Source organism: Vulcanisaeta souniana JCM 11219, from assembly GCF_026000775.1.
Classification (GTDB): domain Archaea; phylum Thermoproteota; class Thermoprotei; order Thermoproteales; family Thermocladiaceae; genus Vulcanisaeta; species Vulcanisaeta souniana.
In genome coordinates, this window is record NZ_AP026830.1 from 360,721 (window position 1) to 385,224 (window position 24,504).

Annotated in this window: 25 protein-coding genes, 1 tRNA gene and 1 CRISPR repeat array; of the genes, 17 read left to right on the forward strand and 9 right to left on the reverse strand. The window is 45.6% G+C overall.

Translation table 11 applies throughout. The annotated features are described in order from the left end of the window. The first annotated feature begins 12 nt into the window (after positions 1-12). The gene (locus Vsou_RS01875) at positions 13-1,389 is read left to right on the forward strand and encodes a YeeE/YedE thiosulfate transporter family protein (protein WP_188603995.1); all 1,377 of its coding nucleotides are present in this window, start codon (positions 13-15) and stop codon (positions 1,387-1,389) included. 54 nt (positions 1,390-1,443) lie between these two features. Beyond that, a complete protein-coding gene (locus Vsou_RS01880; protein ID WP_054844107.1) occupies positions 1,444-1,734 on the forward strand; it encodes a hypothetical protein in 291 nt (96 codons plus the stop codon). Here Vsou_RS01880 and Vsou_RS01885 read toward each other — a convergent pair. Further along, the gene (locus Vsou_RS01885) at positions 1,712-2,452 is read right to left on the reverse strand and encodes an exodeoxyribonuclease III (protein ID WP_054844106.1); all 741 of its coding nucleotides are present in this window, start codon (positions 2,450-2,452) and stop codon (positions 1,712-1,714) included. The two genes, Vsou_RS01880 and Vsou_RS01885, sit on opposite strands and share 23 nt — an antisense overlap. Positions 2,453-2,492: 40 nt before the next feature. Continuing rightward, entirely contained in the window at positions 2,493-4,178 is a 1,686-nt protein-coding gene (locus Vsou_RS01890) for a long-chain-fatty-acid--CoA ligase (RefSeq protein WP_188603994.1), read from the reverse strand. Between the two features lie 133 nt (positions 4,179-4,311). Between Vsou_RS01890 and Vsou_RS01895 the strand changes: the two genes are divergently transcribed. Genes Vsou_RS01895 through Vsou_RS01925 form a run of 7 tightly spaced genes read left to right on the forward strand, consistent with a single transcriptional unit; the run spans position 4,312 to position 10,911 of the window. After that, positions 4,312-5,121 (forward strand): MBL fold metallo-hydrolase, encoded by an 810-nt coding sequence (locus Vsou_RS01895; RefSeq protein ID WP_188603993.1) that lies wholly within the window; start codon positions 4,312-4,314, stop codon positions 5,119-5,121. A 46-nt stretch (positions 5,122-5,167) separates the two neighbouring features. Then, positions 5,168-5,815, forward strand: coding sequence for a hypothetical protein (locus Vsou_RS01900; protein WP_054844103.1), 648 nt, complete (start codon positions 5,168-5,170; stop codon positions 5,813-5,815). Between the two features lie 58 nt (positions 5,816-5,873). Continuing rightward, the gene (locus tag Vsou_RS01905) at positions 5,874-7,007 is read left to right on the forward strand and encodes a DUF4129 domain-containing protein (RefSeq protein ID WP_188603992.1); all 1,134 of its coding nucleotides are present in this window, start codon (positions 5,874-5,876) and stop codon (positions 7,005-7,007) included. Beyond that, positions 6,991-8,058: a hypothetical protein gene (locus tag Vsou_RS01910; protein WP_188603991.1), complete on the forward strand. Its 1,068-nt coding sequence runs from the start codon at positions 6,991-6,993 to the stop codon at positions 8,056-8,058. Before Vsou_RS01905 ends, Vsou_RS01910 begins: the two co-directional genes overlap by 17 nt. Before the next feature lie 28 nt (positions 8,059-8,086). Then, on the forward strand, positions 8,087-9,040 hold the full coding sequence (locus Vsou_RS01915) for an AAA family ATPase (protein WP_188603990.1): 954 nt from the start codon (positions 8,087-8,089) through the stop codon (positions 9,038-9,040). Positions 9,041-9,046: 6 nt separating this feature from the next. Then, the gene (locus Vsou_RS01920) at positions 9,047-10,339 is read left to right on the forward strand and encodes a DUF58 domain-containing protein (protein ID WP_188603989.1); all 1,293 of its coding nucleotides are present in this window, start codon (positions 9,047-9,049) and stop codon (positions 10,337-10,339) included. Positions 10,340-10,344: 5 nt separating this feature from the next. Further along, positions 10,345-10,911, forward strand: coding sequence for a hypothetical protein (locus tag Vsou_RS01925; RefSeq protein ID WP_188604040.1), 567 nt, complete (start codon positions 10,345-10,347; stop codon positions 10,909-10,911). Here Vsou_RS01925 and Vsou_RS01930 read toward each other — a convergent pair. The 5 genes from Vsou_RS01930 to Vsou_RS01950 all read right to left on the reverse strand — a co-directional run bounded on the left by Vsou_RS01930 (position 10,906) and on the right by Vsou_RS01950 (position 14,691). After that, complete coding sequence (locus Vsou_RS01930) at positions 10,906-11,217, reverse strand: lamin tail domain-containing protein (RefSeq protein WP_054844102.1); 312 nt, start codon at positions 11,215-11,217, stop codon at positions 10,906-10,908. The genes Vsou_RS01925 and Vsou_RS01930 overlap by 6 nt on opposite strands. Positions 11,218-11,357: 140 nt before the next feature. After that, complete coding sequence (locus Vsou_RS01935; protein WP_188603988.1) at positions 11,358-12,797, reverse strand: MFS transporter; 1,440 nt, start codon at positions 12,795-12,797, stop codon at positions 11,358-11,360. 32 nt (positions 12,798-12,829) lie between these two features. Next, positions 12,830-13,555: an HAD family hydrolase gene (locus Vsou_RS01940; RefSeq protein WP_229709930.1), complete on the reverse strand. Its 726-nt coding sequence runs from the start codon at positions 13,553-13,555 to the stop codon at positions 12,830-12,832. A gap of 103 nt (positions 13,556-13,658) precedes the next feature. Continuing rightward, positions 13,659-13,757 (reverse strand) — tRNA-Ser (locus Vsou_RS01945). 46 nt (positions 13,758-13,803) lie between these two features. Then, positions 13,804-14,691 carry an SDR family oxidoreductase gene (locus tag Vsou_RS01950; RefSeq protein ID WP_188603987.1) on the reverse strand — a complete coding sequence of 296 codons (888 nt, stop codon included), beginning with the start codon at positions 14,689-14,691 and terminating at the stop codon, positions 13,804-13,806. Between the two features lie 359 nt (positions 14,692-15,050). On the opposite strand from Vsou_RS01950, the gene Vsou_RS01955 reads away from it, so the two are divergent. The 4 genes from Vsou_RS01955 (at position 15,051) to Vsou_RS01970 (ending at position 20,007) form a co-directional block, all read left to right on the forward strand. Further along, a complete protein-coding gene (locus Vsou_RS01955) occupies positions 15,051-15,236 on the forward strand; it encodes an ATP-binding protein (protein WP_188603986.1) in 186 nt (61 codons plus the stop codon). A gap of 814 nt (positions 15,237-16,050) precedes the next feature. Next, a CRISPR array of direct repeats spans positions 16,051-16,344; the repeat unit is 25 nt; unit sequence GAAGATTTCAATAGAATATTGAAAG. Positions 16,345-16,453: 109 nt separating this feature from the next. After that, positions 16,454-17,305, forward strand: coding sequence for a CRISPR system precrRNA processing endoribonuclease RAMP protein Cas6 (gene cas6 / locus Vsou_RS01960; protein ID WP_229709929.1), 852 nt, complete (start codon positions 16,454-16,456; stop codon positions 17,303-17,305). A 573-nt stretch (positions 17,306-17,878) separates the two neighbouring features. Continuing rightward, positions 17,879-19,126, forward strand: coding sequence for a nitrite/sulfite reductase (locus tag Vsou_RS01965; RefSeq protein WP_432422823.1), 1,248 nt, complete (start codon positions 17,879-17,881; stop codon positions 19,124-19,126). Positions 19,127-19,173: 47 nt separating this feature from the next. Beyond that, positions 19,174-20,007 (forward strand): DMT family transporter, encoded by an 834-nt coding sequence (locus Vsou_RS01970; protein ID WP_264890755.1) that lies wholly within the window; start codon positions 19,174-19,176, stop codon positions 20,005-20,007. A gap of 90 nt (positions 20,008-20,097) precedes the next feature. Here the strand turns inward: Vsou_RS01970 and Vsou_RS01975 are convergent, their stop codons facing one another. Both Vsou_RS01975 and Vsou_RS01980 read right to left on the reverse strand, forming a co-directional pair. Beyond that, the gene (locus Vsou_RS01975; RefSeq protein WP_264890756.1) at positions 20,098-20,223 is read right to left on the reverse strand and encodes a PIN domain-containing protein; all 126 of its coding nucleotides are present in this window, start codon (positions 20,221-20,223) and stop codon (positions 20,098-20,100) included. Positions 20,224-20,298: 75 nt separating this feature from the next. Beyond that, on the reverse strand, positions 20,299-20,550 hold the full coding sequence (locus Vsou_RS01980; protein WP_229709720.1) for a PaREP1 family protein: 252 nt from the start codon (positions 20,548-20,550) through the stop codon (positions 20,299-20,301). Between the two features lie 208 nt (positions 20,551-20,758). Here Vsou_RS01980 and Vsou_RS01985 point away from each other — a divergent pair, with 208 nt between their 5' ends. Genes Vsou_RS01985 through Vsou_RS02000 form a run of 4 tightly spaced genes read left to right on the forward strand, consistent with a single transcriptional unit; the run spans position 20,759 to position 24,500 of the window. After that, on the forward strand, positions 20,759-20,890 hold the full coding sequence (locus Vsou_RS01985; protein WP_264890757.1) for a hypothetical protein: 132 nt from the start codon (positions 20,759-20,761) through the stop codon (positions 20,888-20,890). A gap of 36 nt (positions 20,891-20,926) precedes the next feature. Beyond that, positions 20,927-22,483, forward strand: a complete 1,557-nt coding sequence (locus Vsou_RS01990; protein WP_188602656.1) for a hypothetical protein — start codon at positions 20,927-20,929, stop codon at positions 22,481-22,483. A gap of 50 nt (positions 22,484-22,533) precedes the next feature. Then, the gene (locus Vsou_RS01995; protein ID WP_054844261.1) at positions 22,534-22,881 is read left to right on the forward strand and encodes a hypothetical protein; all 348 of its coding nucleotides are present in this window, start codon (positions 22,534-22,536) and stop codon (positions 22,879-22,881) included. A 32-nt stretch (positions 22,882-22,913) separates the two neighbouring features. Beyond that, the gene (locus Vsou_RS02000; protein WP_188602657.1) at positions 22,914-24,500 is read left to right on the forward strand and encodes an amidohydrolase; all 1,587 of its coding nucleotides are present in this window, start codon (positions 22,914-22,916) and stop codon (positions 24,498-24,500) included. The last annotated feature ends 4 nt before the right edge of the window (positions 24,501-24,504 follow it).

Genomic DNA, 24,504 nt, shown 5'->3' on the forward strand with positions numbered 1-24,504 from the left:
TTTGTGACTAGTATGGGTAGTAAGTCCCTGAAAATTCAGGTTGGTGCTACAAACCTTAAGCCAATGTGGGTGGTGGCATCAATACTTTTGGTGGGTGCCCTAGCAATGCTTGTGGGTGGTGTCGTCATGCAATTAGTATATCACATAATCCTTGCACCATTGTGGGTCGGCATCTTTGCAGGGATATTATTATCAATTCCTCTAGAAATTTGGGACTTCTCTAATCCAGATGTCATAATTAAGGCAATAACCCTAAAGGATAGACTATTAATGGTATGCTTTGGTTTAGTCATAGGACTTGGCGCAATACTACTCTACGCACTTAACCTATTTGTTCCTGCGCTACACTGGGGCATTAAGGCATTCTTCGTACCTGGTGTCGTAATTGGAGGCTTAATATTCGGTATCGGTGTAGCCATCGCCGGTTACTTCCCAGGCACCATCTGGATTGCGCTCGGTCAAGGAAGAAGAGATGCCGTATACGCCGTGGTTGGTGGATTACTGGGTGCCTTGACCTGGTCATTAATATTTGGGCAGGCGAGGTACTTCTTCTGGGATACCCTTAACTTTGGTCCAATAACGTGGCCCACACTATTTGGTTTAACGACTAAGGTCGATGAGTTAATTGTAGCTGTGGTATTTGGCATTTTAATGATTAGTATGTGGTTATTCATACCAAGAAGGCAAGGTGGCAAGGCATGCGTGCTCCACCTAACTGGTAAGACTAGGGAGGTGATGCCGCTTGAGGATGAAATTAGCGAGTTTAAGGAGGATTATCCGAAAATACCTGACTATGTAATTGAGGCTGTCTCCGTTCAGCAGCCCCGTTCATCAAGGATAATATTCGCGCTTGCCTTCGACTTCACGCTAGTGGCGGTCGCGGTAATCGTGCTTAGACAGATATTCGGCGAGTCAACTACATACACATGGATATGGGCACAAATACTATACTTCATAAACCCGCACTGGGCCGCTAGCTTACCCTATTTCCAGTTATTTGGTGGATTAAAAATAGTTAACGGTGTCCCTGTTAATAAGCCGTTTAGTGAGATCGGTTGGGAACCACTTTCTGACCTAGGCACTTTCCTTGGCGGCCTAATATCATCAATCCTCATAACAAGGAGGTTCATGGCGTTTAAGCCATGGGCACCGCACATATGGAGGAATAGGTTCGGTAATACGTCGGGACTTAGGGCCCTAGCATCATTCATAGGAGCCTACCTAGTATTATTCGGTGCTAGAATGGCCAATGGTTGCGCTAGCGGTCATATTTTGAGCGGGAATTTACAGATGGCTGTTAGTAGCTTCGTGTTCTTCATCGCCGTGATAATAGGCGCAATTATCATGGCATATGCACTGTATGGTTTGAAACCATGGACTTCAAGGTAATTGCACAAAACATGTGGAATCTCCCTTAAAAATCATTAAAATCCTTGTTTTACCATGATTATAAGGTTTTACAGAAAGGATTCCGACTATTACGTTGAGGTTAATGGAATAACGATCAAGGTTAATGGGACAAGGCCCATTGACTACCTCCTAGTCGCATTAGTGTATGGACTTGGTGTTCGCTTTATTGATAAGTATGGTGTTGATGAGTACGTTATTAATTGCGAAATAGCTAATGATGAACTTAGGTGCGATGTTAATTGTAGTGGGTTTGAAAATAGGTGCCTTGTGTACAGGTTATTAACACGCGGCAGTTTAATGCTTAGGTGCTTAACTCAATCATGACGGGCACATGATCCGAGCCCTCAACATTGCTTAAAACCTCAGCTTTGATGACTTTACTCCTTAACTCCTCACTTACTATGCAGTAATCGATCCTCATAGCCCTCCATCTTTCCCTATAACTGCGCCACGTGTATACCTTAGTGTTTGGATGGAGTTCTCTGAACACATCAATGAATCCCTCCTTGAGAAATTGATTGAGCCAATCCCTCTCCTCAGGTGTTAATCCAGGATGCTTCTCATCCCAAAATGAGGAGTCAATTTTATCCCTGGCTATGTTAAAATCACCACATATAATAATTGGTTTCTTATACCTTAGGTTATTCAGGAATTTCTCAACGGCATTGCAGAAGGACAACTTAAAGTTTAAACGACTAAGGTCATCACCGGCTCTTGGGAAGTAGGCATTAACTATGTAGAGGTCATTAAATTCTACCGTGATCATCCTGCCCTCGGCATCAAACTCCTTGATCCCAAGGCCCTTAATGACCGAGACTGGGTGAACCTTGGTAAGCGTCATGACACCTGCATAACCCTTCCTCTCGGCTGGTAATGAGTATGCCTCATAACCAAGATTCATGATTGTTAGTGGTAGATCACCGGAACCCCTGATTTCCTGGAGTAAAACAACATCGTAATTACCTGTACCTAGGAGCCTCTCAAGCGATCCCTTCTTCATTATACTCCGTAAGCCATTGACATTCCAAGAAAGCATCATCATTTTTGATTCCTTGAGGATAACACCTTAATTTAATAAAAATTCACTTGCTTAGTGCTGTTTTGAATTGGTCTCTTAGTACTTTTTTGTCTATTTTTCCTGTGCTTGTTAGTGGTAGTTCTTTTACGAATATTACCTTGTCTGGTATCCACCATTTTGGTATTTCGCCCTTCTCCACGAATTTCATTAGGTGGTTCTTAATATCATCCTCAGTGAGCCTACCTTCATAACCAGACTTTGGTACCACAATGGCCACGGGTCTCTCACCCCACTTCTCATGCGGAATACCCACAACGGCCACCAGGTTAACGCCTGGGTGCGTACTAATCAAGTCCTCAAGCCTTAGGCTTGGTATCCACTCACCACCGCTCTTAATAACGTCCTTAAGCCTATCAGCAATCTTAACATAATTATCTGGGAACCAAACCGCTGCATCGCCAGTGTGGAACCAACCATTGCGCCAGGCATTCCTAGTCTTCTCTGGGTCACCAATATACTCCCTGAACAACCATGGTGCCCTAACAGCAATCTCACCAATACTCTTTCCATCCTTCGGTACGTCATTGTCCTGCTCATCAACAACACGCAACTGAACAAGGGGTATCACGATACCAGTCCTCATGTAAATTTCGTTCTTCTTCTCGGGAGACAGATCCTTATGCTCAGGCCTTAGGTGGGCTATGGTTAGTACTGGGGCTGTCTCCGTTAATCCATAACCACTGATCACTGTCATACCCCTGGCCTGGGCGGCCTTCAGCAAGCCCTCTGGGAGCGCGGCACCACCAATTACGAACTTTAACCTACTTAGGTCGTATTTGGGCGAGTCTGGGTGGTTGAGTAGGTTGTACAGTATCGTCGGCACACCGGCGCTGAAGGTAACCCCTTCCTCATGTATGAGCTTTAGTATGTGGCCCCAGTCATACCTGCCTGGGTACACGATCTTCCTGTGTCCATTGAGCATCGTTGACCATGGGTAACCCCATGCATGAACATGGTACATGGGTACAAAGAACATTGCAACATCATCCTGCGATACATTCATCGGTGGGTTCTTTATGGAGAGTGCCGTGGATAGTGTATGCAGCACTAGGCCTCTGTGGGTGTGGTACCCACCCTTCGGTAGGCCCGTGGTTCCTGAGGTGAATAGCATTGTGGCCGGCGTCCTCTCGTCGATTTCCGGGAATTCCCTCAATGGTTCATGCTTGAGCAATTCCTCGTAGGGTATCATCTTTACTCCGTAATCCTGGCTTGGTTCCTTACCCTTATCACTCATGTAGACCACGGCCTTAATACTCTTCACATTATCAATTACGGGCTTTATTAGCGGTTCGAAGTAGTCAATGTTGACTATGAATACCTCGGGCTTCGCAACACCCATGGTGTATATGATCTCCTTGGGAGCCAGTAGGGCATTTACAGTGAACAAAACGGCACCAATACTCGGCACAGCGTAATAGAGGTCCAGGTACCTGAGGGTATTCCACTCAAGAACAGCAACCCTACTACCCAATTCCCAGGCCTTACCGGGCCTTAGGCCAAGATCCATTAGTGCAGCCGAAACCCTCCTAACCCTATCAGCCAGTTGGGAGAAGGTTACGGAGGTCCTAGAACCACCAGAAGGCCAGTAAACGATTTCATTATTCGGAAAGGCAGTAACAGCATAATCAAGAACCTTATCCAAAGTCAACTGAAACTCATAGAAAAAGGACTTAACTTCCTTGCTCACCATACCAAAGGACAACCATACACCAACTTATAAAACTTCTGAATACAATGCATATATAGAAATACATACACATGTACAAAGTGGGGCAACAGGAAAACTAAAAACTTAAAATATTTAATCAAATAATATTAAGCCTATGAAGATAACAATACTCGTGGATAACTACGCAACGCAATTATCCTCATTAAGCAGACGATTACTGAGTGAATGGGGCTTCGCGGCCTACATACACGACCATAAAATACTATATGATACCGGGTTAACAGGGACAACCCTATTGAATAATATGAGGGCGTTGGGCATAAATCCCAATGAACCTGAATACCTAGTAATCAGCCACAGGCATATTGACCACACGGGTGGTGTTAAGGCGTTCCTCAACGCTAGATCAAGGTCAATAAAGATGATAGCCCACGCAAACCTATTCACAAGGGCCTATGCGGTTGGTGAGGGTGGTAAGCCCGAAGACATAAGCGTGGACTTTACGTGGGAGTACCTAAAGAACAAAGGCGTGGATTTAATACTAATTAAGGAACCCTATAAAATAGCCAATGGTGTCATGGTATCAGGCGAAATACCCAGAAAATGGGGTCCCAGTCATACTGGTGCGGTGGCTGATGAGGTGCCTGACGATATGGCGCTCTACATGGAACATCCAAATGGCTTAATCGTGCTTACTGGCTGTGGGCATTCAGGAGTTGAGAACATGGTGGAGTACGGGTTTCAGGTGACTGGTTTGAATAAACTTTATGCCGTCATTGGCGGCCTGCATTTCATGGGTCTACCAGATGAAAGGGTTAGGCAGGTAACTAATTACTTAGTTGGTAAGTCACCCAGGATCATAGTGGGAACTCATTGCACGGGTGTTTTGGGTATTGCTGCGTTGTATAATGCCTTGCCTGGGGCGTTTAGGCTTGGTGGAGTTGGGGCCATCTTCGAGCTTTAACCTGGAATTAATATTAATATCTCCTTAAGACGCTGTTGGTGTTGAAATGAGTCTTGATTCCCTGGAACGTGGAATTGAGTATATCCGTTGGTCCCTGTTTATTGTATCAGCTGACGCGTCTACCCTGGTACTCCTACTGCTTTTGTCGTTGTTTGTCTCTTCATTTGCTGCGTACATATTTACTGTCGTCCTTGCGTATTTTTTGCTGGTTTCTACGGTAGTACCCTACGTAATTATTGCCATACTTTGGCTACTTGGCTTTAGGAATCTGGCTAGGTATAGTAGGAGGTATTTTATTGGTTTTATTGGTTCTCTGATCACCGTGGTTTCCTACTTCATGAACGTCACGTATATGGGCTACCTAATAATCAATGAACTTGTGGGTAATACCCTTGTTCCGCAACCACTGTTTCTGGAGCCTATAATACTGGCCTACAGTAGGTACTTTATTGTGTTCTCGCTTTATCTGCCGCTGCCGTTATTTGCGTCCTTTATTCTGGGCATTATTGGTTCTATACTAAGCATGTTGGTTCTGTACAGGCTCGGTAATGACTTTAATTCACCAGGATCTAGGCGTAGTGCCTTGGTGAGTATTATTGGTTTACTGGCGATGGAGTTTCCATTGGTTGGTGGCTTGTTAATTAGTATTGGTTCGGCGTTTCTGGCGATTAACCTGGGGTCAATTAAGACATAAGAACACGAGCATAGCAACTTACTAAGAATTTTAAATAATTCATTGTATAAAGCAATGCGTGGATAAAACTGCAGTTATAATTCTAATAATTGGATTGTTAATAACATGGTTATTGGCATCATCGATAGGCACATTAATAAAGATAAAAGAGGCAAGCGGTTCACCGGGAGGCAACTCACTGTTCCCAAGGGTAAACTTACCACAACCAGCAATTGCGCTACCTCCAATAAACATAACACTACCTCAGCATGTCAATGAGACGAAGGGTTCAATTCTAGACATACCATTAATACCACTGCCAATAATAATGCCAAACATCCCAATTAATGCCTCGAATTACATCTCCATAAACACGCCCGGACAGGAACAATCACAAGGCGGAGAGCCCGGTCTGGTGGGTTCACAGGTGGGTTCAGGTAATTCCCAGTACCGTATCAATACCGCAGTAATGCCATTTAAGGTACCCCCACTTTTAATTATCGTGATATTGATAGCGGCCGTAATGATCATTGGTTTAAGCCTGCTTATGATCACCAGGGGAAGTCATAGGGAATATGCCGAGGCTAAGAATATTAGCGAGAGCAAATCAATAATGCAATTAGGGATTAGCACCGCTGGGAATAATGTTAGTGGAGGTATGATGAGGTCGATGCAGGGTATTGAGCTTCTGCCGAGTGAGGTTGTGAAGCCCATGGTTGGTTGGGGCGGTAGCGCAATAATAGACTTGGCAATACCCAGGGACTTACCCCTGGTATGGAGTTACGGTAAACCATTACCCATTAGGGCAAGGGATGGTTCTACACTCACTGTGTCAAGTCCAGGTATTATCAGGGATGGCTATGTGATAATGCCATCCGTGGGTTGCTATGGGGTCAATGCTGCGCTTGGTGACCATGAGGAGACACTGTTCATTAGGGCAAGTGATTATGGGGATGACGTTGTTAAGTTCACTAGATTGAATGTTGGGGCTTTTGTTAATAGGGATTCAGAAACCATTAGAGAGGTCGTGGGGAAGTTGGTTAATGAGGGAATCGTGGTAGATGTTGATTCCATTAATAAGGTCATTAGGATATTCGAGAAAGTAAAGTATGGGCTTAAGGACGTTGATAGGCATGAGTATGAGGAGTTCCTAAGGGCATTGAGGAATGCGTTTAGGGAAGCCAGGGTGATTGTTTGTGAGGGCACGCCGTGACCCGTTGATAAAGTACGTAATTACCTACATAATACTGGCATCATCAGCGCTACTGTTGCTTCTTTGGCGGCCCATGGGTGTTTACGTAATCACCATATTAATGATCCCCATGGTTGCCCTGGTAACGGCGCTCCTCGCAAGCACTATCTTAAAGTACCGAAATGAGGTTCTTTCAGACGTGCTTAGAGGGTTGGTGGCGCCATCCCTATTCGTATACCTAATGATCGGCGGGTTAACGCCAGTATTGATATCAAGCCATAGAGTTTACTCCCTGGTTATAAGTTACCTAATGAATTTCCTGGCATTTACCGTAATCGGCGCCTTAACGAATTGGTACTCTAGGCGAGGAACCATTGAGAGAAGCAGCATGGAGCCATTAATGAAGTACCTGTCATACTTCTTCATATTCCTTGGACTGGGATACCTATTTGGCACCGCGTATTCGCCTTTGTTCTACCCATTCATGGCCATATCCATTGTTTACCTGGCGATCGCGCCGGCATCCATGGTTAAGGACCGCAATAATAGCCTTGGGAACATCATTGGGAATTCGCGTTCCCTGGCTATGGCAGCCTTTGGCATTGGTTTACTATACTCGATATTATCAATACCAAAACCACCGGCGTGGAACACCTACATATTAATCGCTTTCGTGTTTGTGGCGTCCATGGCCATTATGTATGCGGGTTATAGGCTGTACACCGGTGGGTTGAGCGCCCTGGAGGGAATTGAGGAGGAACTGTATGAGGCGCATAAACGAGAGATCAGGGTGGTTACATCCCCTGAGTATGCGCTTTTTGAGGAAGCCGTGAAGGAGTTCATAACCAATGGACAAAAGGATAAGTTAATTGCTTACCTTGTTCATGAACTCACGAATGACGGTTTGGACTATGAAGACATAATCAATAGGCTGAATAGGTTGATTAATTACTCGAGTGTTGCAACCTGCAGGAGGAGGGTTAATAGGAGGGTCCTTGAGTTGGAGGTTAGGGATAGGATTGACCTGGTTAATGAATTAATGAGTGAATTATTGAGCAATAAAAACACTTAATTAGGATCTCTCGGTACTTAACCTAATAATGAGTAAACTAAGCATTGACTACATCACTGGGAAGATTAGGTCGGTGATTGACGAGGTTATGAAGTACTTCGTCGGTGATGAGGCAGTTATAATAAAGATAATGGCTTCTATACTGATTGGTGGGCACGTACTACTTGAGGACGTACCAGGTGTTGGTAAAACCTTCCTATCTAAGATGCTGGCTAGGGTCCTTGGGCTCAAGTTCAGCAGGATCCAGTTTACGCCTGACCTACTGCCCAGCGACATAGTTGGCACTAAGGTTTGGAGACCTGATAAGGGCAGTTTCGAGTTAGTGCTTGGCCCAATATTTGCCAATTTCATACTGGCCGACGAGATTAATAGGGCTCCTCCTAAGGTTCAGTCTGCCTTGCTTGAGGCTATGCAGGAGGGCCAGGTGACAATTGAGGGCGAGACCATTAAGCTACCGCAACCATTCCTCGTGGTCGCCACGCAGAATCCCATTGAGCTCGAGGGAACATACCCACTACCGGAGGCACAACTGGACAGGTTCATGATAAGAATAAGACTAGGATACCCAGGGGACGAGGTTGAATTACTTAGGAGGAGGATCTCGTGGCGTAGTAATGATCCAACATCTCAAGTAAGGACTATATTAAGTGGTGACGAGCTTATGGCAATTAGGGAGTTCATAGAGGGCCAGGTAATTGTTAGTGACGATGTCATGAGGTATATAACGGGCTTTAACATAATTAGGAGGGACCCAAGGGTTATAGCGGGTCCCAGTCCCAGGGGTTTAATGATTTTAATGAGTGTGGGCAGGGCCATGGCTGTGATTGAGGGTAGGGATTACGTGATACCTGATGACATAAAAAAGGTAGCCATAGAAACGCTTGGGCATAGGATTGTCTTAAAGCCTGAGGTTTCTCTAGAGGGCGTTAGCGGTGAGGATATCGTCAGGGAATACATCGAGAAAATACCAGTGCCCAAGTGATTATTAATGAGGGATGTTTCGAAAATAATCATAATACTTGCGCTACTGCCAATGATAATGGCTGTAATGGCAATATTGACGGTCTCCAGGCCATACATAATTCCTGCATTGTTTCCATTAATCATAATCATAATAGCCCTAGGCCTAAGTGGCAAATCCACGATAAGGCTGTCGCTAGGCATCGACAGAGACGTAATGTACGTTGGCGATGAATTACACGTGGAGCTGAATGTGTATGTACACGGTGGTTTCGGCCTATTGGTAATTAGGGCACCGCCAGGCCCTGGTTCATTCATGGCGGAGGGCTTTGAAGTGACCAGTGGTAATAATGTCCACGTGTTCTTTAAGGGATTCAGTGACGTAAGTAGGAGGTTTGAGTACACATTAAGGGCTGTGAAGAGAGGCATCTATGGACTGGGCAGTATAGAGTACACCTACTACCACGTCTTTGGTATCCATGAACCAATCAAGGGCACCATAAGTCTAGAGAAGACCATACAAGTCATTCCAAGGATTAAGATAGTCAGGAGGGTATTGGGCATAGTTAAACCAAGGCAGGGATTACCTAGGTACCCACCTTCTAGGCTCGGCCCCCACTCCACGGAGTTTAAGACCGTGAGAAATTACGTGCCTGGAGACCCCTATAAATTCATCAATTGGAAGGCAACGGCAAGAAGCGCAGACAACAGACTAATGGTTAATGAGTATGAGAGGGAGGGCCTTAGGACCGCAATAATACTCCTTGACACGGGTTGGTGGATGAGGTACGGCACGTCCGAAGAAAATCCATTGGAATACGGCATATCATTCATTCTATCCCTAGGCAGGGTTTTACTTAGGTATGGCTATAATATCGGCCTATGGACAATGCCAATGGGCCCGAGGGTAATGCCGAGCTCCGGGATGACTCAGTACTATAGGTTATTGAGTGCATTGATAAGCATTAGGTCGCTACCCATTAAGGGCTACTCAATGGACATGACGCTTTATCGGGTCATTCGTGATACCAATCCCGTACTCATTGCCGTGACGAATATAAATAAGGAAAGTGTTGGAAAGCTCGGTGAGATCATTAGTCGGCTACCAACTAGAGCATTGGTAATAGACGTAGTGCCCAATACGATATTAATGAGGGGTATGTTTAGGAACATTCCCTGTAATCAATGGGTCATTAGAGATAGGAGGAGGTTATACGGGGCATTACCGAGGAATACCAAGGTCATTACCTGGGATCCAGCCTGTGAGGGAATTGGTTCAGTTATAGCCAAGGCATCGACATACATTGGTAGGTGGTTATAGTGAGCATGAAGCAGATACTAATCATATTATCACTTGCGCTACCCCTCGTACCGCCCACGATACTACTGCCCAGTAATACATTATTGGGCTCGATAGCGATGATCCTAACCGCCTCCCTGGGCCTAGTGGGTTTGATCATGAATAGGTTGGCAATTGAATCATGGGCATCGTTAATCCTCATGCTAGTAATATCCCTGACTTCCCAGGGCTATGTACCGTACATACTACACTCATCACTAACACAAATATGGAACCCAGCTCTGCTTAACGGTTTAATAGTGGTAATTGAGTATTCCCTGGTATCCTCGCAGTTGTATGGAAACTATGTAAAATACATGAGGGAACTCAGTAATAGGGGTTATGACAAGGCTGAGGTCAATAACGCCCTGGATAACCTGGTTAAGTGGATAATGGCATTACTAACCATAGCCCTGACACTATCGCTGGCCTTTTACTACGTAATAACAATGGTAACAATACCCCTGGCGGACCCATTCACAGCCCTCGTGGTCTTTGCCGTAACCTACATAGTAATAACAAGGTACGTAATAACGCGAATAAGGAGCTCATGAAACCTCGAAGAAATCACTAAGGCACTCAAGGACATTGCCGTTGGCTACTGGCCGCCAAACAACCCTATACCTACCCCTACTAACGGGTTTACCATCATTATCAAACTGAAACCAAACAACAACAAACGAGGAACTTGGGCTAATCATAATTTGTGGAGGTTCAATTGAGTAAACAATCCTACCATTAGCATCAATCACCTGCCAGGAACCAATGTTAATAGGCGTATTGCCCAGGTTAATGAGAGTGATGTAAATAGGCTCACCGCTTGAAAAGACCCTCCTATCTAAATAAACACTACAATTCACACATATAAAGTAGGGTCACACCTATAAATATTAACCGAGGACGTTGCAATGCGTAATAAAGCCAATTTAATGGTGCCATAAATAAGGCAATGCATTGAAAAATATAAGGGATTGAATATGACCTAGAAATATTATTTAAGCTATCCCCGTCTTCCTCTCTTCCTTGCAAGGATCCCAATCCCGCCCTCCAAGACCATTTGCTCTATTTGCGATGGTGTCAAGCCCTTTGTCTCAGGCATGAGGAGGTATGACCAAAGAGCCACAAAGAGTATTGCGCTACCAAGCAGTATAAATGCCCCATCATAACCAATTTGATGGATCAGCACTGGCATGTAGAAGGTAGAGAATGCCGCGCCAAACCTAGAGAACATGGCAGCAAGACCCTGGCCGGTGGCCCTAACCCTAGTTGGCCAGATCTCGGCCATTGCCACAGTGAATGGTCCAGGACCAAAATTCATGAAGTAGTAATAGATCGTGAATAGCGTCATGACGAGTGGGAAGGCTAAGGATGTTGAGAATAGTTTCATTTCATATAGTGCCAGTCCAATGAACATGTCGATCCCCATCACCGTTGATCCAAGTATTGTTACAAGCCTCCTGCCAAGGATGTCATAGGTGACCGCCGTTGTGTAATAACCAAGGAGCGCAATAGCCCAGTAAAGCGCTGATGCTAGGAAGGACATCTGGGGTGTTGTTAATCCAAGTCCCTTAGTAATGTATGGTGTGTACATGTTTGATCCATAGAAGGCTATGTCAGCGACGGGCCACCAAACCCATATGAATATCGTCACAATCCACATCTTACCAGCAAATAAATCCTTAATTGACGGCTTCTTAGCAACACCAGCATCGAAACTAGCCTCCTTACCACCAGTCATCTTCTTAACCACATCATTAGCCTTCTCCTTAACTCTCCTACCCAATTGCTCCTGTAGCGCAGCCCACCTTGGTGATTCAAGAATGCCCATCCTGAGTAAAATGACCACTAGGCCCCAAATGGCCTCGCTACCGAGCATGAACCTCCAGGTAAAGTCAGGGCTTGTGTTTCCCCAGGCAACTGCCATGCCGTATGCAGATAGGAAGCCGACGACAGAGCCAATTCCCCAGAAACTATTCATTGACGCAAGTGCGAAGCCCCTGCGCCTTGCCGGTGCGTACTCAGCAACCATTGTTGGTGACAATGAGTAATCACCGCCAATACCTATACCCAGTAAAAACCTCACGGCAAATAATTCCCAGAAGTTCGTGACAAAGGCTGAGAGGGCACCGAAGACCACGAAGAATACTAAGTCATAGATATAGAGTAGTCGTCTACCCATTCTATCAGCAATTGGACCAAACAATACGGCGCCCAGGGCAACACCGATAAAGGCTGACGCCGCCAATAGACCAGTCTCTACAGGCGTTAACTTCCATAGGGGTTCTATATAAAGTAGTGCGGCGCCTATGATTAAAGTGTCATAGGCATCCACAAACTGACCCATGGATGCTGTGAACCAAGCAAGCCAGAAATACCTACCTAGTTTCCTCAACGGCATATCATCAAAATTAATACCGCCTAGGTTTCCTCCATTCCTCATTAACGGCAAATATTAACAACTATTAATATGCATTACCCATTGCACCCAAGGATCTGCGGCAGATCCAGCAAAGAACTAATTATGAAATCAGGCCTTGAACCTCCACCTAAATCATCAATACCTAATGAACCGCTCCTATCAACAATAACGGCATACATGCCCACAGCCTTAGCCCCCGGAACATCGGTGCTCACCCTATCACCAACATAAACAGCCTCCCTACCCTCAACACCCAACACCCGCAGGGCCTTAAGGAATGGCTCAGGATGTGGCTTAACATGCTCAGTATCATCACCAGCGACAATTATTAAGTCAAAGAAGTCGTAAACACCATCCCTACGTAACCTATCCCTTTTAAGACCCGGCTCTCCATCCGTATTAGTCACCATGCCAAGCCTATAACCACAAGCCCTTAATTGCCTCAACACAGGCAGCGTCTCAGGGAATAACCTACTTCTCGAGGACCAGGAATCCCAATAAACCCTCACCAACTCATTAATTAAATCAACGCCCAACTCAACCCCTAACTCAGCAACCACCCTCCAAAACCAAACCCTCCTATCGAACAAACCAAGGGACTCCATACGACTCTCCACACCCCTAACGACATCAAGCACCACAGACTCACCAACCCCAGTCAATGAAGAAATCCTACCCGCAACAACACGCCTAGCGAACTCCCTAGCCTCACCAACATCGACCAATGTATCATCATAATCAAACAAAACAATCCCAACACCCCTCATCCCACCAAACACCGAAAAACCACCAAAAACAACACAAATAACCCTTACTGACTAGGGAATAATTATCCGCGGTAATCAATACATAAATGACAGAATGAGTTAGACACGATGATAGTGCCGGGGCCGGGATTTGAACCCGGGCCCCCTTGCGGGGACGGGATGTCTTGCTTTACTCTCGAGTCCCGCGCCTTGGACCTAGCTCGGCCACCCCGGCGGTTTTTACTTGTTGGATATTGTTTTTAATTTTTCTTTGTGCCGTTTTATGGCGTTTGCGTGTGCTTCTCTAGTTCTATTTCTTTTTTAAAGATCGATAATGCATAGCCTATGTCGTTGAGTGGTATGCCCAATAATTCCATTGCCCTCTTATTGCCTAGACTACTGTCCCTCGGCCTCTTGGCCTTGTATTTCACATCACCCAGCCCTATCGGTTTTACCAAGCTCTCATTAAGCCCGAAGTACCTAGCTATGGCCCTAGCGAACTCAAACCTGCTGAGTCTGGGCCCAACAACATGGAGAATACCCGTGAATTTCATGCTAATCAGTTTCTCAAAGGCTTCACCAATTATTGTGTTGAGGGTTGGCGATGACCATTGATCAACTATTGCCGTGACCTCCTCACTCCTCATAAGTTTTTCCACAACTATCCTCCCAAAGTTCTGCCTACCAGGCCCAGTACCGTAGATCCAGGCAACCCTAACAATAGAGCCATCCAATGCCCTAACGGCCTCCTCGGCAAGTAACTTCGTTAACCCATAGTAGTTAATCGGTTTCGGTGGATCATCCTCACTATACATACCCCTCTCACCATCAAATACGTAGTCCGTGGATAGGTAATAAATGGCGGAGCCAACCCTATAGGCCGCCGTGAATAAACCCCTACTGGCCATCACATTAACCCTATAACAAAGCTCCAACTGCTCCTCGCACTGGTCAACATTACCAATGGCCGCCATGTGAATAATCACGTCAGGCCTATAATCAGTGATTAACCTGGCGGAATCCCTGGTTATGTCGGCCTTAACCACAGTGACGCCGGGTATGTTGATTGGGTGCTCGTTATAGGTGCCAACAACCTCATGCTTATTAGCCAGGCTAATGGCTGTTTTATACCCTGGTGATGAACTAACACCAGTAATTAATATGATCATCATGAATAAGTTAAGTCGATTATTTATAAGGAATTCCAGGAAAGGTCCATGGCATAATCTCACGATTATTAATGAGCCAAGGTTAATTAAACCATAGGATTACTAAGTAGGTTGAGGGAGGACTCGAGAGCCGTGAAACCCATGACTCAATGAAACCCTGGAACGGCCACACTCTTTACCTACTCATCCTTTATTATCATGTAAGGTTCATAAACGTGCCTTAACCCATTATTAATGCATTAAATCTTAATGTATGAAGATTATGGTTTGTCGTTATCGACTAAAATATTTATTGAGGTACTACAAATAATTTGGGGTTGCCTAAATGTTATTTAGTATCGAGTCCAAGAGCAGGGGAGATGATCTCTATTTTTGATCATGAGTTGGGAATGCTTACGAGGTTCCTAAGGGGTTCGAGGCTGACGTTGGTTACCGGCCTTAGGAGGATTGGTAAGACTTCGTTAATGAGAGTTACACTCAATGAGGCGGGCATTGACCATGTGTACCTAGATGTTAATGGGTATATGCAGATTACTGCGACGTGACTGACCTATTTATAGGACTTAATGATCTACTGCGTAGGAGATCCCAATAAGGATAGAGTAGTTAATGTGTTCAAGGTATCGAGGGTTTAAAGATACCTCTTAACCTAACCCGAAATACTCATTAAGTTCAGGGGTAAGTCACGGATCAGTATCGCTGACCTACTTATCAAGCTTAACCATTGTCAGTGAGCCAGTGATAATAGTCATTGATGAGATCCAGGAATTGAGGAGTTAATTGAATAGGACTAAGTTCGATAAGTTCACTGGATCACCCTATGATACACCTTGTTTTTAATCCAGAGTAAAGGTGATTATTAACGGATATAAATATCGCTGACACAATTGGGAAATCCGTGACCAGGAACAATATTGCCCTTGGCAGTAATAGCTCCATTGAGATCAAAACACCTAGAATCCCTACCCATGACCTTCAGTGAACCAAGTGATGGGAATCGGACTTACTCACGAAACTCCACTGCATTATTGGTTGAGGAGGACCATCAGCCTAAACGAATTGGTGAAGGGGTACTACGGGGAAATAACGTGAGTATGCAGTGGGTTTTTTGAAGTCCCCATGAGTTTACCGGTTGATTAATCAAGGCATAGCTAAATCACTGCAGCAACGGCGAGATAACCGTAGGAACAAGTACGTTGTTATGGAATTGAACAATACCGAGGAAACAAGTAATACTCACTTCGTAGAGACCGTTAGAACAAGCCCGAATCATTAACGTTCATGCGGAATAAAGATCCAACAACAACCAAGCAAAGGATAGGGTAAAACTTATAAAAGACCTAATAAAATGACGATCCAGAAGATTTCAATAGAATATTGAAAGTATGGGTGGGGCTTGCCATATCTATTCCCCATACTGAGCAAGAAGATTTCAATAGAATATTGAAAGCCTGGGTATATTTGCGTTATTTCTCAGCGATTTTAGTATATTGAAGATTTCAATAGAATATTGAAAGAACATCGTACTGCCCAGCACCAGCATAATCAACTCGATAACAGAAGATTTCAATAGAATATTGAAAGGTTTTTACAATCAGTGTATCGGCAATTGCGTTTATGACTTTTGTGAAGATTTCAATAGAATATTGGGGGTGAGGGTTTTGGTGGTTAGGGCGTTGTTTGGGTGTAGTGGGTCTTCTATGGTTTGGTGTGTGGGTTTTGTTGCGTTAGGGGTATAAATCCTTAGATGCTGTGGTGGTTTGTGTCCCTGATCTTCGTGTTTAATTTTGGTGTCAGGTCTTCATCACCCATTGTGCTCAGTGGGTTTACTGGCTCGGTGACAATGTCCATACTCCTCAATGTATTAAACACTATCGAGCCTGGCCTCGGTGATGAGGTTCATGCGAGGAGGGGTCCTAAGCCTGTCTCGGTGACGCCGTTCATGCGTGGTGGTAGGGTTTTGTTTAGGGGTGTTTACGTGGCGCCGCCTGGTGAGGAGTTGAGGTTTAGGGTTACGGTTGTTGGGGAGTCCCTGGGCCTTAAGCTCCTCAATGGGTTTGACGGTGTTAGGAGTGTGGGGATTGGTGGTGTTGATGCATCGCTTGAGTTGTTGGGTGTTGAGGTTCTTAGGGTTGATGATCTTTGGAGGGTTGGTGGTGATAGGTTTAGGATCGAGTTTCTAAGCCCTGTTAGGTTTGCCAAGAGGAGTACTATGGGTAGGAGGCGTAGGGTTAGGTTTGACTTCTGCCCAAGCATTGTAAACATACTATTCACCACGATAAACCACTACTCAAGCATTGTCGGGCTGGGTAACGAGTTGAAGTCCTGGCCCTACCTACTCAGGTGGGCTTATAACTACGTGTACATGAGGGACATGAGGGGTAGGGTTATGGCTACGAAGCATGCCGGTAGACCGGAACTAGGCTTCCTGGGTTCCGTTGCGTTCGAGATAGTGAGCAAAAGGCAGTCGAGGATTCAGCAATTGTGGCATTTACTGAATTATGCGGAGCTCATTAACGTGGGCACGGGGAAGAGCATGGGATTCGGAGTAATAAAAATAACAACAAACCAAACCCCAGCACTGCATCAAAATCCTCAGAAATACATGAGTTGAGAGAGGACTGAGTACGATAGAGGTATTCTTCAAAACCCTGCTGAAGTGTCGCTAGGGCTTAATTAACATTTAAGAAAAGAGGCTCTTTCAATTCTGGCCAAATTCTAATTAACAACAATAATACTGTTTACTGCATACCTGGCAATACTGCACCGTTAGTACCAATACAACGGCCAGACAAACAGGGGATACTCAGCCAGTACTGGGACGATGAATCAGCCAAGGCCGGCATCACGCAGCCATTAAGTGTTATTGGTAGGTTATTACGTGAAAGGGTATTTAGGTGTCTTCACCTTTCTCGAAACTATCCCTCATTTAAGTATCATCCCTTGTGTAGTGATAAAGGCTTAAATAATGCATGGACGCGGTTTTACTGTGTCTTCGTTTAAGTACTCGGATGTTTACAGGGTTGTGTATCCGAGGAGGCATGAGGGTATTTATAAGAACCGTGGTGATAATCCCTGGGTATCAATAAGGATTAGGCAGGGCGTTGGTCGTGACCCAAGCAAGTGGTTTTCGAATCAATTAAAGGTTATTGCCGAGGTCAGCAGGGTTTATGGTGATGGTAGGGCCATGCTCGGTACTAGGGGTGATATTGAGATCTTTAAGGTTGATTTCAGACTCTTCGATGAGGTGGTGACCAAGCTTAAGGAGGTAGGCCTTGACCCAAGGGACTCCTGCGGGAACTCTGTTAGGAATCCAATACCGTGCACCTCCCAGTTCTGTCCGTATGCCCACATCAACGCTGAGGCATTGTCCACATTCATAGGCGATTACTTTAGGTATAGGAGTGAGTATGAGCAACCCTCGCTCTCGCATAGGATTAAAATATCAATTTCGGCGTGCGAAAGGACCTGCGCAGTGCCCGTTGCCCAGGACATAGGCATTGTGGCTAAGCCCAATGGTAAGTTCGACGTGTACCTAGGCGGTGGCATAGGTGAGCACGCCTTCAGCGCCAAATTAGCCTTTACCGACGTTGATGCGGAGGATTTACTACCAGTCTGTGTGGGTGTTGCCGAGGTATTTAGGAGGTCTGGCGAGAGGAGGGGGTTCAAGTGGGTGGTTAAGTTACGTGGGCTTGATAAGGTTAAGGAGGAGGTCATGGCGATCGCCAGGGAGGTCAAATCCAAGCTACCCAAGCCACCCGATTTGGCTCCAAGGTTCATTAAGTCAAGGATTGTGAAGGCCCCATACCCAACCGGCTGGGTTACCGCCGATGAATTGATTAAATTGGCTGATGTGGCTGAGAAATATGGGTTTGGCTACGTACTACTATTTAACAACCAAAGTGTTTACATACCAATCCGTGAGGAGGTTAATAAGATTGAGGAATTGAACAATTATGGGATTAGGGATCCAGGGCCCATATATCCCGAGGGCCCAATAACCGTTGCATGCCTAGGGAATGAACTATGCCCACCAGGCCTAATAGACACCACCGGGCTCGGCCGTAAAATACACGTGCACTTAAGTAGGCTCAATGAACCAATTAGGGTCGGCATTAGTGGGTGCACGCATGATTGCGGCATGTCGTGGGTCTCGGACATCGGTTTCGAACCATTTGGTTCTAAGACGAGGATCTTAATAACAATGGGTGGTTCACCGACGGCCCTGGGTTTCGTCATTGGTACGGTTGACCCAGGGGATGCGGAGCTCGCGGCACAGGTTCTACTTGAGATGTATAGGGAGTCGGGTATTCACGGGGTTAGGGACCTCATGACTAAGGTTGGCGTTAACACCATTAGGAGCAAATTAACTAAAAGCGTGCCCTCCTTTAAACCGCCGGATAAGGACATTGGTATTGTTTTCGGGCCTGACTAACCTCGGAGAATATGCTTTAAAGCATTGTTTACTTGATTCTTCGGCTTATGATTATTGAGGACCTACCTGCATTATCAACAGCCATTATCTGGGCCTGGGCATCAATAATGTATGGAGACTTCATGAAGAGGATGCACCCATTAACAGTGAACTTCCTCAGGATGCTCTACACCTCAGTAATACTCCTAATTCCAGCAATGGTGCTGGGGCTTAACTACGGAGCCATATGGGGCTCACTGAGCGGCTTGCTTTCACTCGTCATTGGCGACTCACTATACCTATTCTCAATAAACTACTCAGGCGTCTCAATAGCCGCACCGGCATCCTACACCTACATACCATTAACAGTGTTATTCGCGGTATTCCTAGGCGAACCACTGACAATAACGAAGCTAATGGCCAGCATACTATTAATACCCGGCGTCTACCTACTATCCCGCGGTGGTGGTTCAAGGAGGGAGATTAAGGGTTTGTTCCTCGGGCTCTCCGCGGCCGTTGCATGGTCGGCGGGCCAAACAATGATTAAGATCGCCGATACTGCTGGGTTAAATCCCATTTCCATAGCCTTCACGAGGGTTGCAGCGGCCGGTATCGTACTATTCGTGGTTAATCGCCTCATGGGAAGTAACATTGCTAAGGCCGTTAGGGGGACGGTACGTGGTTACCTACCCATCATAGCCGTGCTTGACCTGGGCCTTGGTGTTGCCCTGTTTGCCCTTTCAATGGATTTAATAGGCCTTGGGCTTACTGTGATACTGACGGGCACCATGCCATTGATAGCCCAGGCCATGTCGAGCACCATGGGCAGGGAGAGATTCAGCATTCTTAAGTTCCTCGGCGCACTAATAATAGTAGTGGCAATAATACTAGTAGTCCTTTAGCCATGGTTTATTCATTATAATTGATGAGTATTTATAATTCTTTAAATATTTCTTATTATTATCATGGGATTTAATCATTAACTCCTTATCCTAAACTACTAACTTTGCATTTAATCTCATCGTTAAATACACATAGGTTGCGTCATAATACGTTATATTCATTTCTCTAGCTAAGTCAATTACATCATTGCTTAGGCCTACTGATCTAACATTCATTAAATTATGGCCAGCATCCTCAACCATTAATTTGGTCTCATGAAAACCCCGCACATGTAATGAGTAACCCGCATTCTAGCCATCCAATACCCAATCACCAAGGGTCTTGGATGGTCTCGAGCAAGCCTTAAGTAGTAGGTGCATGTGCCACCTGCCCTCCCTGATTGCCTGCCGGTTCTCAGATAAATCGTACTTCTCGGCCAATGCCTTAACGTTCTCTTCAGCAGCCTTGTAGAGTTTCTCGCTGACCTGTACTGCATCGCCCTTGTTAATGTATTCCTTAGCTTCGTTTAGGTACCTCTCGGCAATGGTAATCCCATCCCTCATGCCCTCCTTGGGTTCCTCATGCTCAAGGCATTAAGCAATAACTCAGTAACATCAATACCTCATCCATCAACTTCCTAATTAACTCCTCAATACTACTCATCACATTAATTACGGCATTACCCAGTATATAAACCCTCCATAATGTGGCGGGTACTCCCTTTGCTCTGCTCGATTAATTTTTAAGAGCACCCGAAAGTAAAAAAGTCCGGTGTGCAGTGCTGGGTTGGTGGTTATGGCCGGGGCTAAGGCCAGGGCTCTTGCAACTCTCTCCCTGGCTATTTCATTAATCACCGTTGTCCTGGTCGGCCTAGGGCAACAATCCACACTTTATAGGTCCTGAACCTACTCACCGGTTAATGGTGTTGTTGAGGATTACGTGGTCTATAAGGTGGTGGCAAACGGCATTAACTACTCAAGGATAGTAATGAGCATTGGGTCCATAAGCGGGTCATCACTCAGCAATGCCTCGGTCACGGTATTTGCATTAACGCCATACCGCATAGTCCCCGTGGGACTCTACGAGGGTTCCAAGGTAATCATACCAATGAATACGCCCGGCATAGCCTACGCTGTGAATAGGTGGGTATCCTGGATGCTGAGGAGTACCTGGCACTCAATACAGCCAGGCTTGTACACGGCACTCCTCGTATTCGTGACCTACCAAACACCGCGCGGGATCTATATTAAGTCATTCACAGTACCGTATGCACCAGCCCCACTATACATTGGCAATGAGTCTTACGTAATAACCATTAACGCCAAAATAAACACAGCCGCACCACCAGACATACCAATAAGCCAATTAAAGAGCGTGGGCCCCGCAATTACTAAACCCACGCTTGTATTAACGAACAACACGGATCAACCCAACCAGCTATATGATTGCGCGAGCCAGTCGACAGAGGCGCCATTATACGCGCCTGGCACTACACCATCGGCGTATGGGTATTTAGCCCTGGCCAATTGCACAGGTTATAACGGGACAATACCACTATTATGGGTCTCATGGAGCCAAAGAGTAATTAATGTGTTAAGTGGAGGTACTGTTAATCTAGGGCTTAGTATTCAGTCATCATACTCAGAACCATTTTCTATATATGCCGAGGAGTTAGGAAAAAGTAACGGACAGGTTATAGTCAATGTAATTGGTTCTACCTTCAGTTCATCATCATTTTATCTATACGTGCCAAGTGCATCTCCCGGTGAATTTGGAGTAGCCGTTACAAGACCCGGTATATACTACATAGGTGCGCTTGGTGCTTATGCTATGGCTCAATACCAGTTTTGGGAATGCAACCCGATTTCTGGCGCGTGTGAACCCACTAACCAATATTATTACTATGTCATAGGGCTTAATACGCAGGAACAAGCCATAACGGATCTTGATACGGGCAATGGCCCGGTATCCGCCATATTCCAGTTCCTAAACTATTACGGTCTAAGCCTACCAACTCCTGCATATGCAGGTTGCGCGATTAATAATGGTGGGATTCCATACTTCTATTTCCCCAATGGAACGGGAATTACGTCATACCCATACCTAATTGCTCAGTATGTGGCTAACGTGTTTAATGTGTCGTTGACTGAGGTTATATTCACCTTGGTCTCCGCGGTCAAAGATGGCGTGGTTGTTAAGACCATAATTGAGGTGGGCGGATTGCCAACCTGGGCTCAATGGCTTATTAATGTGCTTTCGAGCATGGACCAAATGACTAATCTCCAACAGTATGAAATAACAATCCCCGAATATTATTACGTATGGGCTCAGCCAAGTCATGTTGGTAAGTATGTTTATTATAATGTTGTTCCTGGCATTAGTTACGTGAATTATAATGGTCAGACCTACGCTGTGCCCACGCCTGGTGTTGAGCTCAATGAGACCTGGGCTGGTGGGCGATTGGCTCAGGGATGCCCGCCGACATACCTTGGTTAATGAGGTTCCGATCTATGTATTTTTAAATCTACGGCACTCATTAAACCCTAGTGGGCAGTATTTCCCTTGGTGATATTTATGGACGTTGTATCACGGTTTATGAGTACAGTATATTGGTTAGGCTATGTGCTTCGATTGTGGTATTATTGGTTGTTCTATTTCTATTTTTAATCGCTTACAACTTCTTTATCAGTATAATCATGATCGTGATTATCCTATCCTTCTCGGAGTTGCATCATAGGGAGTTGAAGATTGATAGAATAATCATAGCTAAGCATGGCAGATACTACATGGTTAATTTCGTATGCGGTAACGAGGTCATAAGAGCCAGGGCAAACCTAACCACAGTATCTAAGATAGCATCGATTGTTAAGGTGCCCGTTGACCTTCACCAGTAACATTTACATAGGCGTTTTGATAACCCTAAGTAATGGTTAATGGCTTTGTTTTGTTTAATGGCTTGGTTTACTCATCCTTCAAGCCCCTGGTTAGAGCTGAGGCTATGGTTGTTGTTGGTGATAGGGTTGTTCATGTTGGTAATGAGTCGAGGGCGTTAAAAATTGCGGATGCCCTCGGGCTTGAGGAGGTGGACTTAAAGGGTCGTGTTGTGATGCCGGGATTCATAGATGCCCATGTGCACCTGGACTCGATAGGCATTAACCTGGCAACGCTGGATTTAAGGGGTGTTGGTAGTATTGAGGAGTTGAAGAATAAGCTTAGGGAGTATGTAAAGAGTGTCAAGGCCAGGTGGATAATGGGTAGGGGTTGGGACCAGGAGTTGTTTAGGGAGAGGCGTTGGCCAAGTAGGTTTGACATTGATGATGTGGTTAGTGATAGACCTGTCATGCTGGTCAGGGTCTGTGGGCATGCCGCTGTACTTAACACGAGGGCCATGGAGCTGACCGGTCTCTTGAATGCGGCAGATAGGGATGTGGTTAGGGTTGAGGTGGGTAATGCCACGGGCGTAATTGTTGAGCGGGCTTTGGATAGGGTTGAGGAGTTGGTGAGGGACTCATACACACTCGATGATTATAGGGAGTTCATGATGAATGCCATGAGATATGCAGCATCGCTTGGCGTTACGACCGTAGGCTTCGTATCCGCAGACCTAAAAAGCCTACAATCGTTGATAATGCTTGAGAGGGGTCTCGGTAAGTTACCGACTAGGGTTAGGGCATACCTAAATCCATTTGATCATGGTATTGACGTCATTGAACTACTGAGGCAACTCGGCATTAGGGCCGGCTTCGGCTCTCAATACCTGAGGATTAATGGTATTAAGGTCATTGCCGATGGCTCGCTCGGAGCTAGGACTGCCTGGTTATCAAGGCCTTATAATGACGACCCAGGTAATTCCGGCAGGCCGAATTACAGCTTTGATGAGTTGATGAGTATTGCGAGGAGGAGTAGTGAGGTTGGTCTTCAACTCGCTATTCACGGTATTGGGGATAAAATGGTTGAGACGATACTCGATATTTACAGCAGGTTAGGTAATGCCCAGGTGCTTAGGCATAGAATTGAGCATGCATCCGTGTTGAGGGAAGACCTTATCAAGAGGGTTAGGGAACTCGGCATCGCATTAGCTGTACAACCTCATTTCGTAATTACTGATTGGTGGGTTGTGAGTAGGGTTGGTGCTGATAGGGCTAGGTACGTGTACCCATTCAAGACGTTAATTGATAATGGCGTAATGCTCGGCTTCAGCACGGACGCCCCAGTTGAGCCTCTCAATCCATGGGAGACCGTGTACGCGGCGGTTACCAGGGGCTGCCATGAGGGTATAGAGCTCTGTAGGTATACGGAGAATGAGAAGGTAAGCGTGGCAGACGCACTTCACCATTACACATACGGTTCTGCGTACCTACTCCGTGAGGAGGACGAACTCGGCAAACTCGAGCCAGGCTACCTGGCGGACTTCATAATAATCGACAAAGACCCGCTAAACATTGACGAGAAGGAACTTAGAAACGTAAAGACCCTAGAGACATACATAGGAGGGCAGAGAGTATACCCATGATCTC

Coding starts and splice junctions, on each gene's coding strand:
- Vsou_RS01935 (WP_188603988.1), bottom strand. CDS start 12,797: ATGAGGAATGGAGGAAACCTAGGCGGTATTAATTTTGATGATATGCCG.
- Vsou_RS01925 (WP_188604040.1), top strand. CDS start 10,345: ATGAAGCAGATACTAATCATATTATCACTTGCGCTACCCCTCGTACCG.
- Vsou_RS01980 (WP_229709720.1), bottom strand. CDS start 20,550: ATGAGGGATGGGATTACCATTGCCGAGAGGTACCTAAACGAAGCTAAG.
- Vsou_RS01900 (WP_054844103.1), top strand. CDS start 5,168: ATGAGTCTTGATTCCCTGGAACGTGGAATTGAGTATATCCGTTGGTCC.
- Vsou_RS01875 (WP_188603995.1), top strand. CDS start 13: ATGGGTAGTAAGTCCCTGAAAATTCAGGTTGGTGCTACAAACCTTAAG.
- Vsou_RS01880 (WP_054844107.1), top strand. CDS start 1,444: ATGATTATAAGGTTTTACAGAAAGGATTCCGACTATTACGTTGAGGTT.
- Vsou_RS01895 (WP_188603993.1), top strand. CDS start 4,312: ATGAAGATAACAATACTCGTGGATAACTACGCAACGCAATTATCCTCA.
- Vsou_RS01955 (WP_188603986.1), top strand. CDS start 15,051: ATGATCTCTATTTTTGATCATGAGTTGGGAATGCTTACGAGGTTCCTA.
- Vsou_RS01970 (WP_264890755.1), top strand. CDS start 19,174: ATGATTATTGAGGACCTACCTGCATTATCAACAGCCATTATCTGGGCC.
- Vsou_RS01885 (WP_054844106.1), bottom strand. CDS start 2,452: ATGATGATGCTTTCTTGGAATGTCAATGGCTTACGGAGTATAATGAAG.
- Vsou_RS01975 (WP_264890756.1), bottom strand. CDS start 20,223: ATGAATGTTAGATCAGTAGGCCTAAGCAATGATGTAATTGACTTAGCT.
- Vsou_RS01890 (WP_188603994.1), bottom strand. CDS start 4,178: ATGGTGAGCAAGGAAGTTAAGTCCTTTTTCTATGAGTTTCAGTTGACT.
- Vsou_RS01915 (WP_188603990.1), top strand. CDS start 8,087: ATGAGTAAACTAAGCATTGACTACATCACTGGGAAGATTAGGTCGGTG.
- Vsou_RS01920 (WP_188603989.1), top strand. CDS start 9,047: ATGAGGGATGTTTCGAAAATAATCATAATACTTGCGCTACTGCCAATG.
- Vsou_RS01965 (WP_432422823.1), top strand. CDS start 17,879: ATGCTCGGTACTAGGGGTGATATTGAGATCTTTAAGGTTGATTTCAGA.
- Vsou_RS02000 (WP_188602657.1), top strand. CDS start 22,914: ATGGTTAATGGCTTTGTTTTGTTTAATGGCTTGGTTTACTCATCCTTC.
- Vsou_RS01950 (WP_188603987.1), bottom strand. CDS start 14,691: ATGATCATATTAATTACTGGTGTTAGTTCATCACCAGGGTATAAAACA.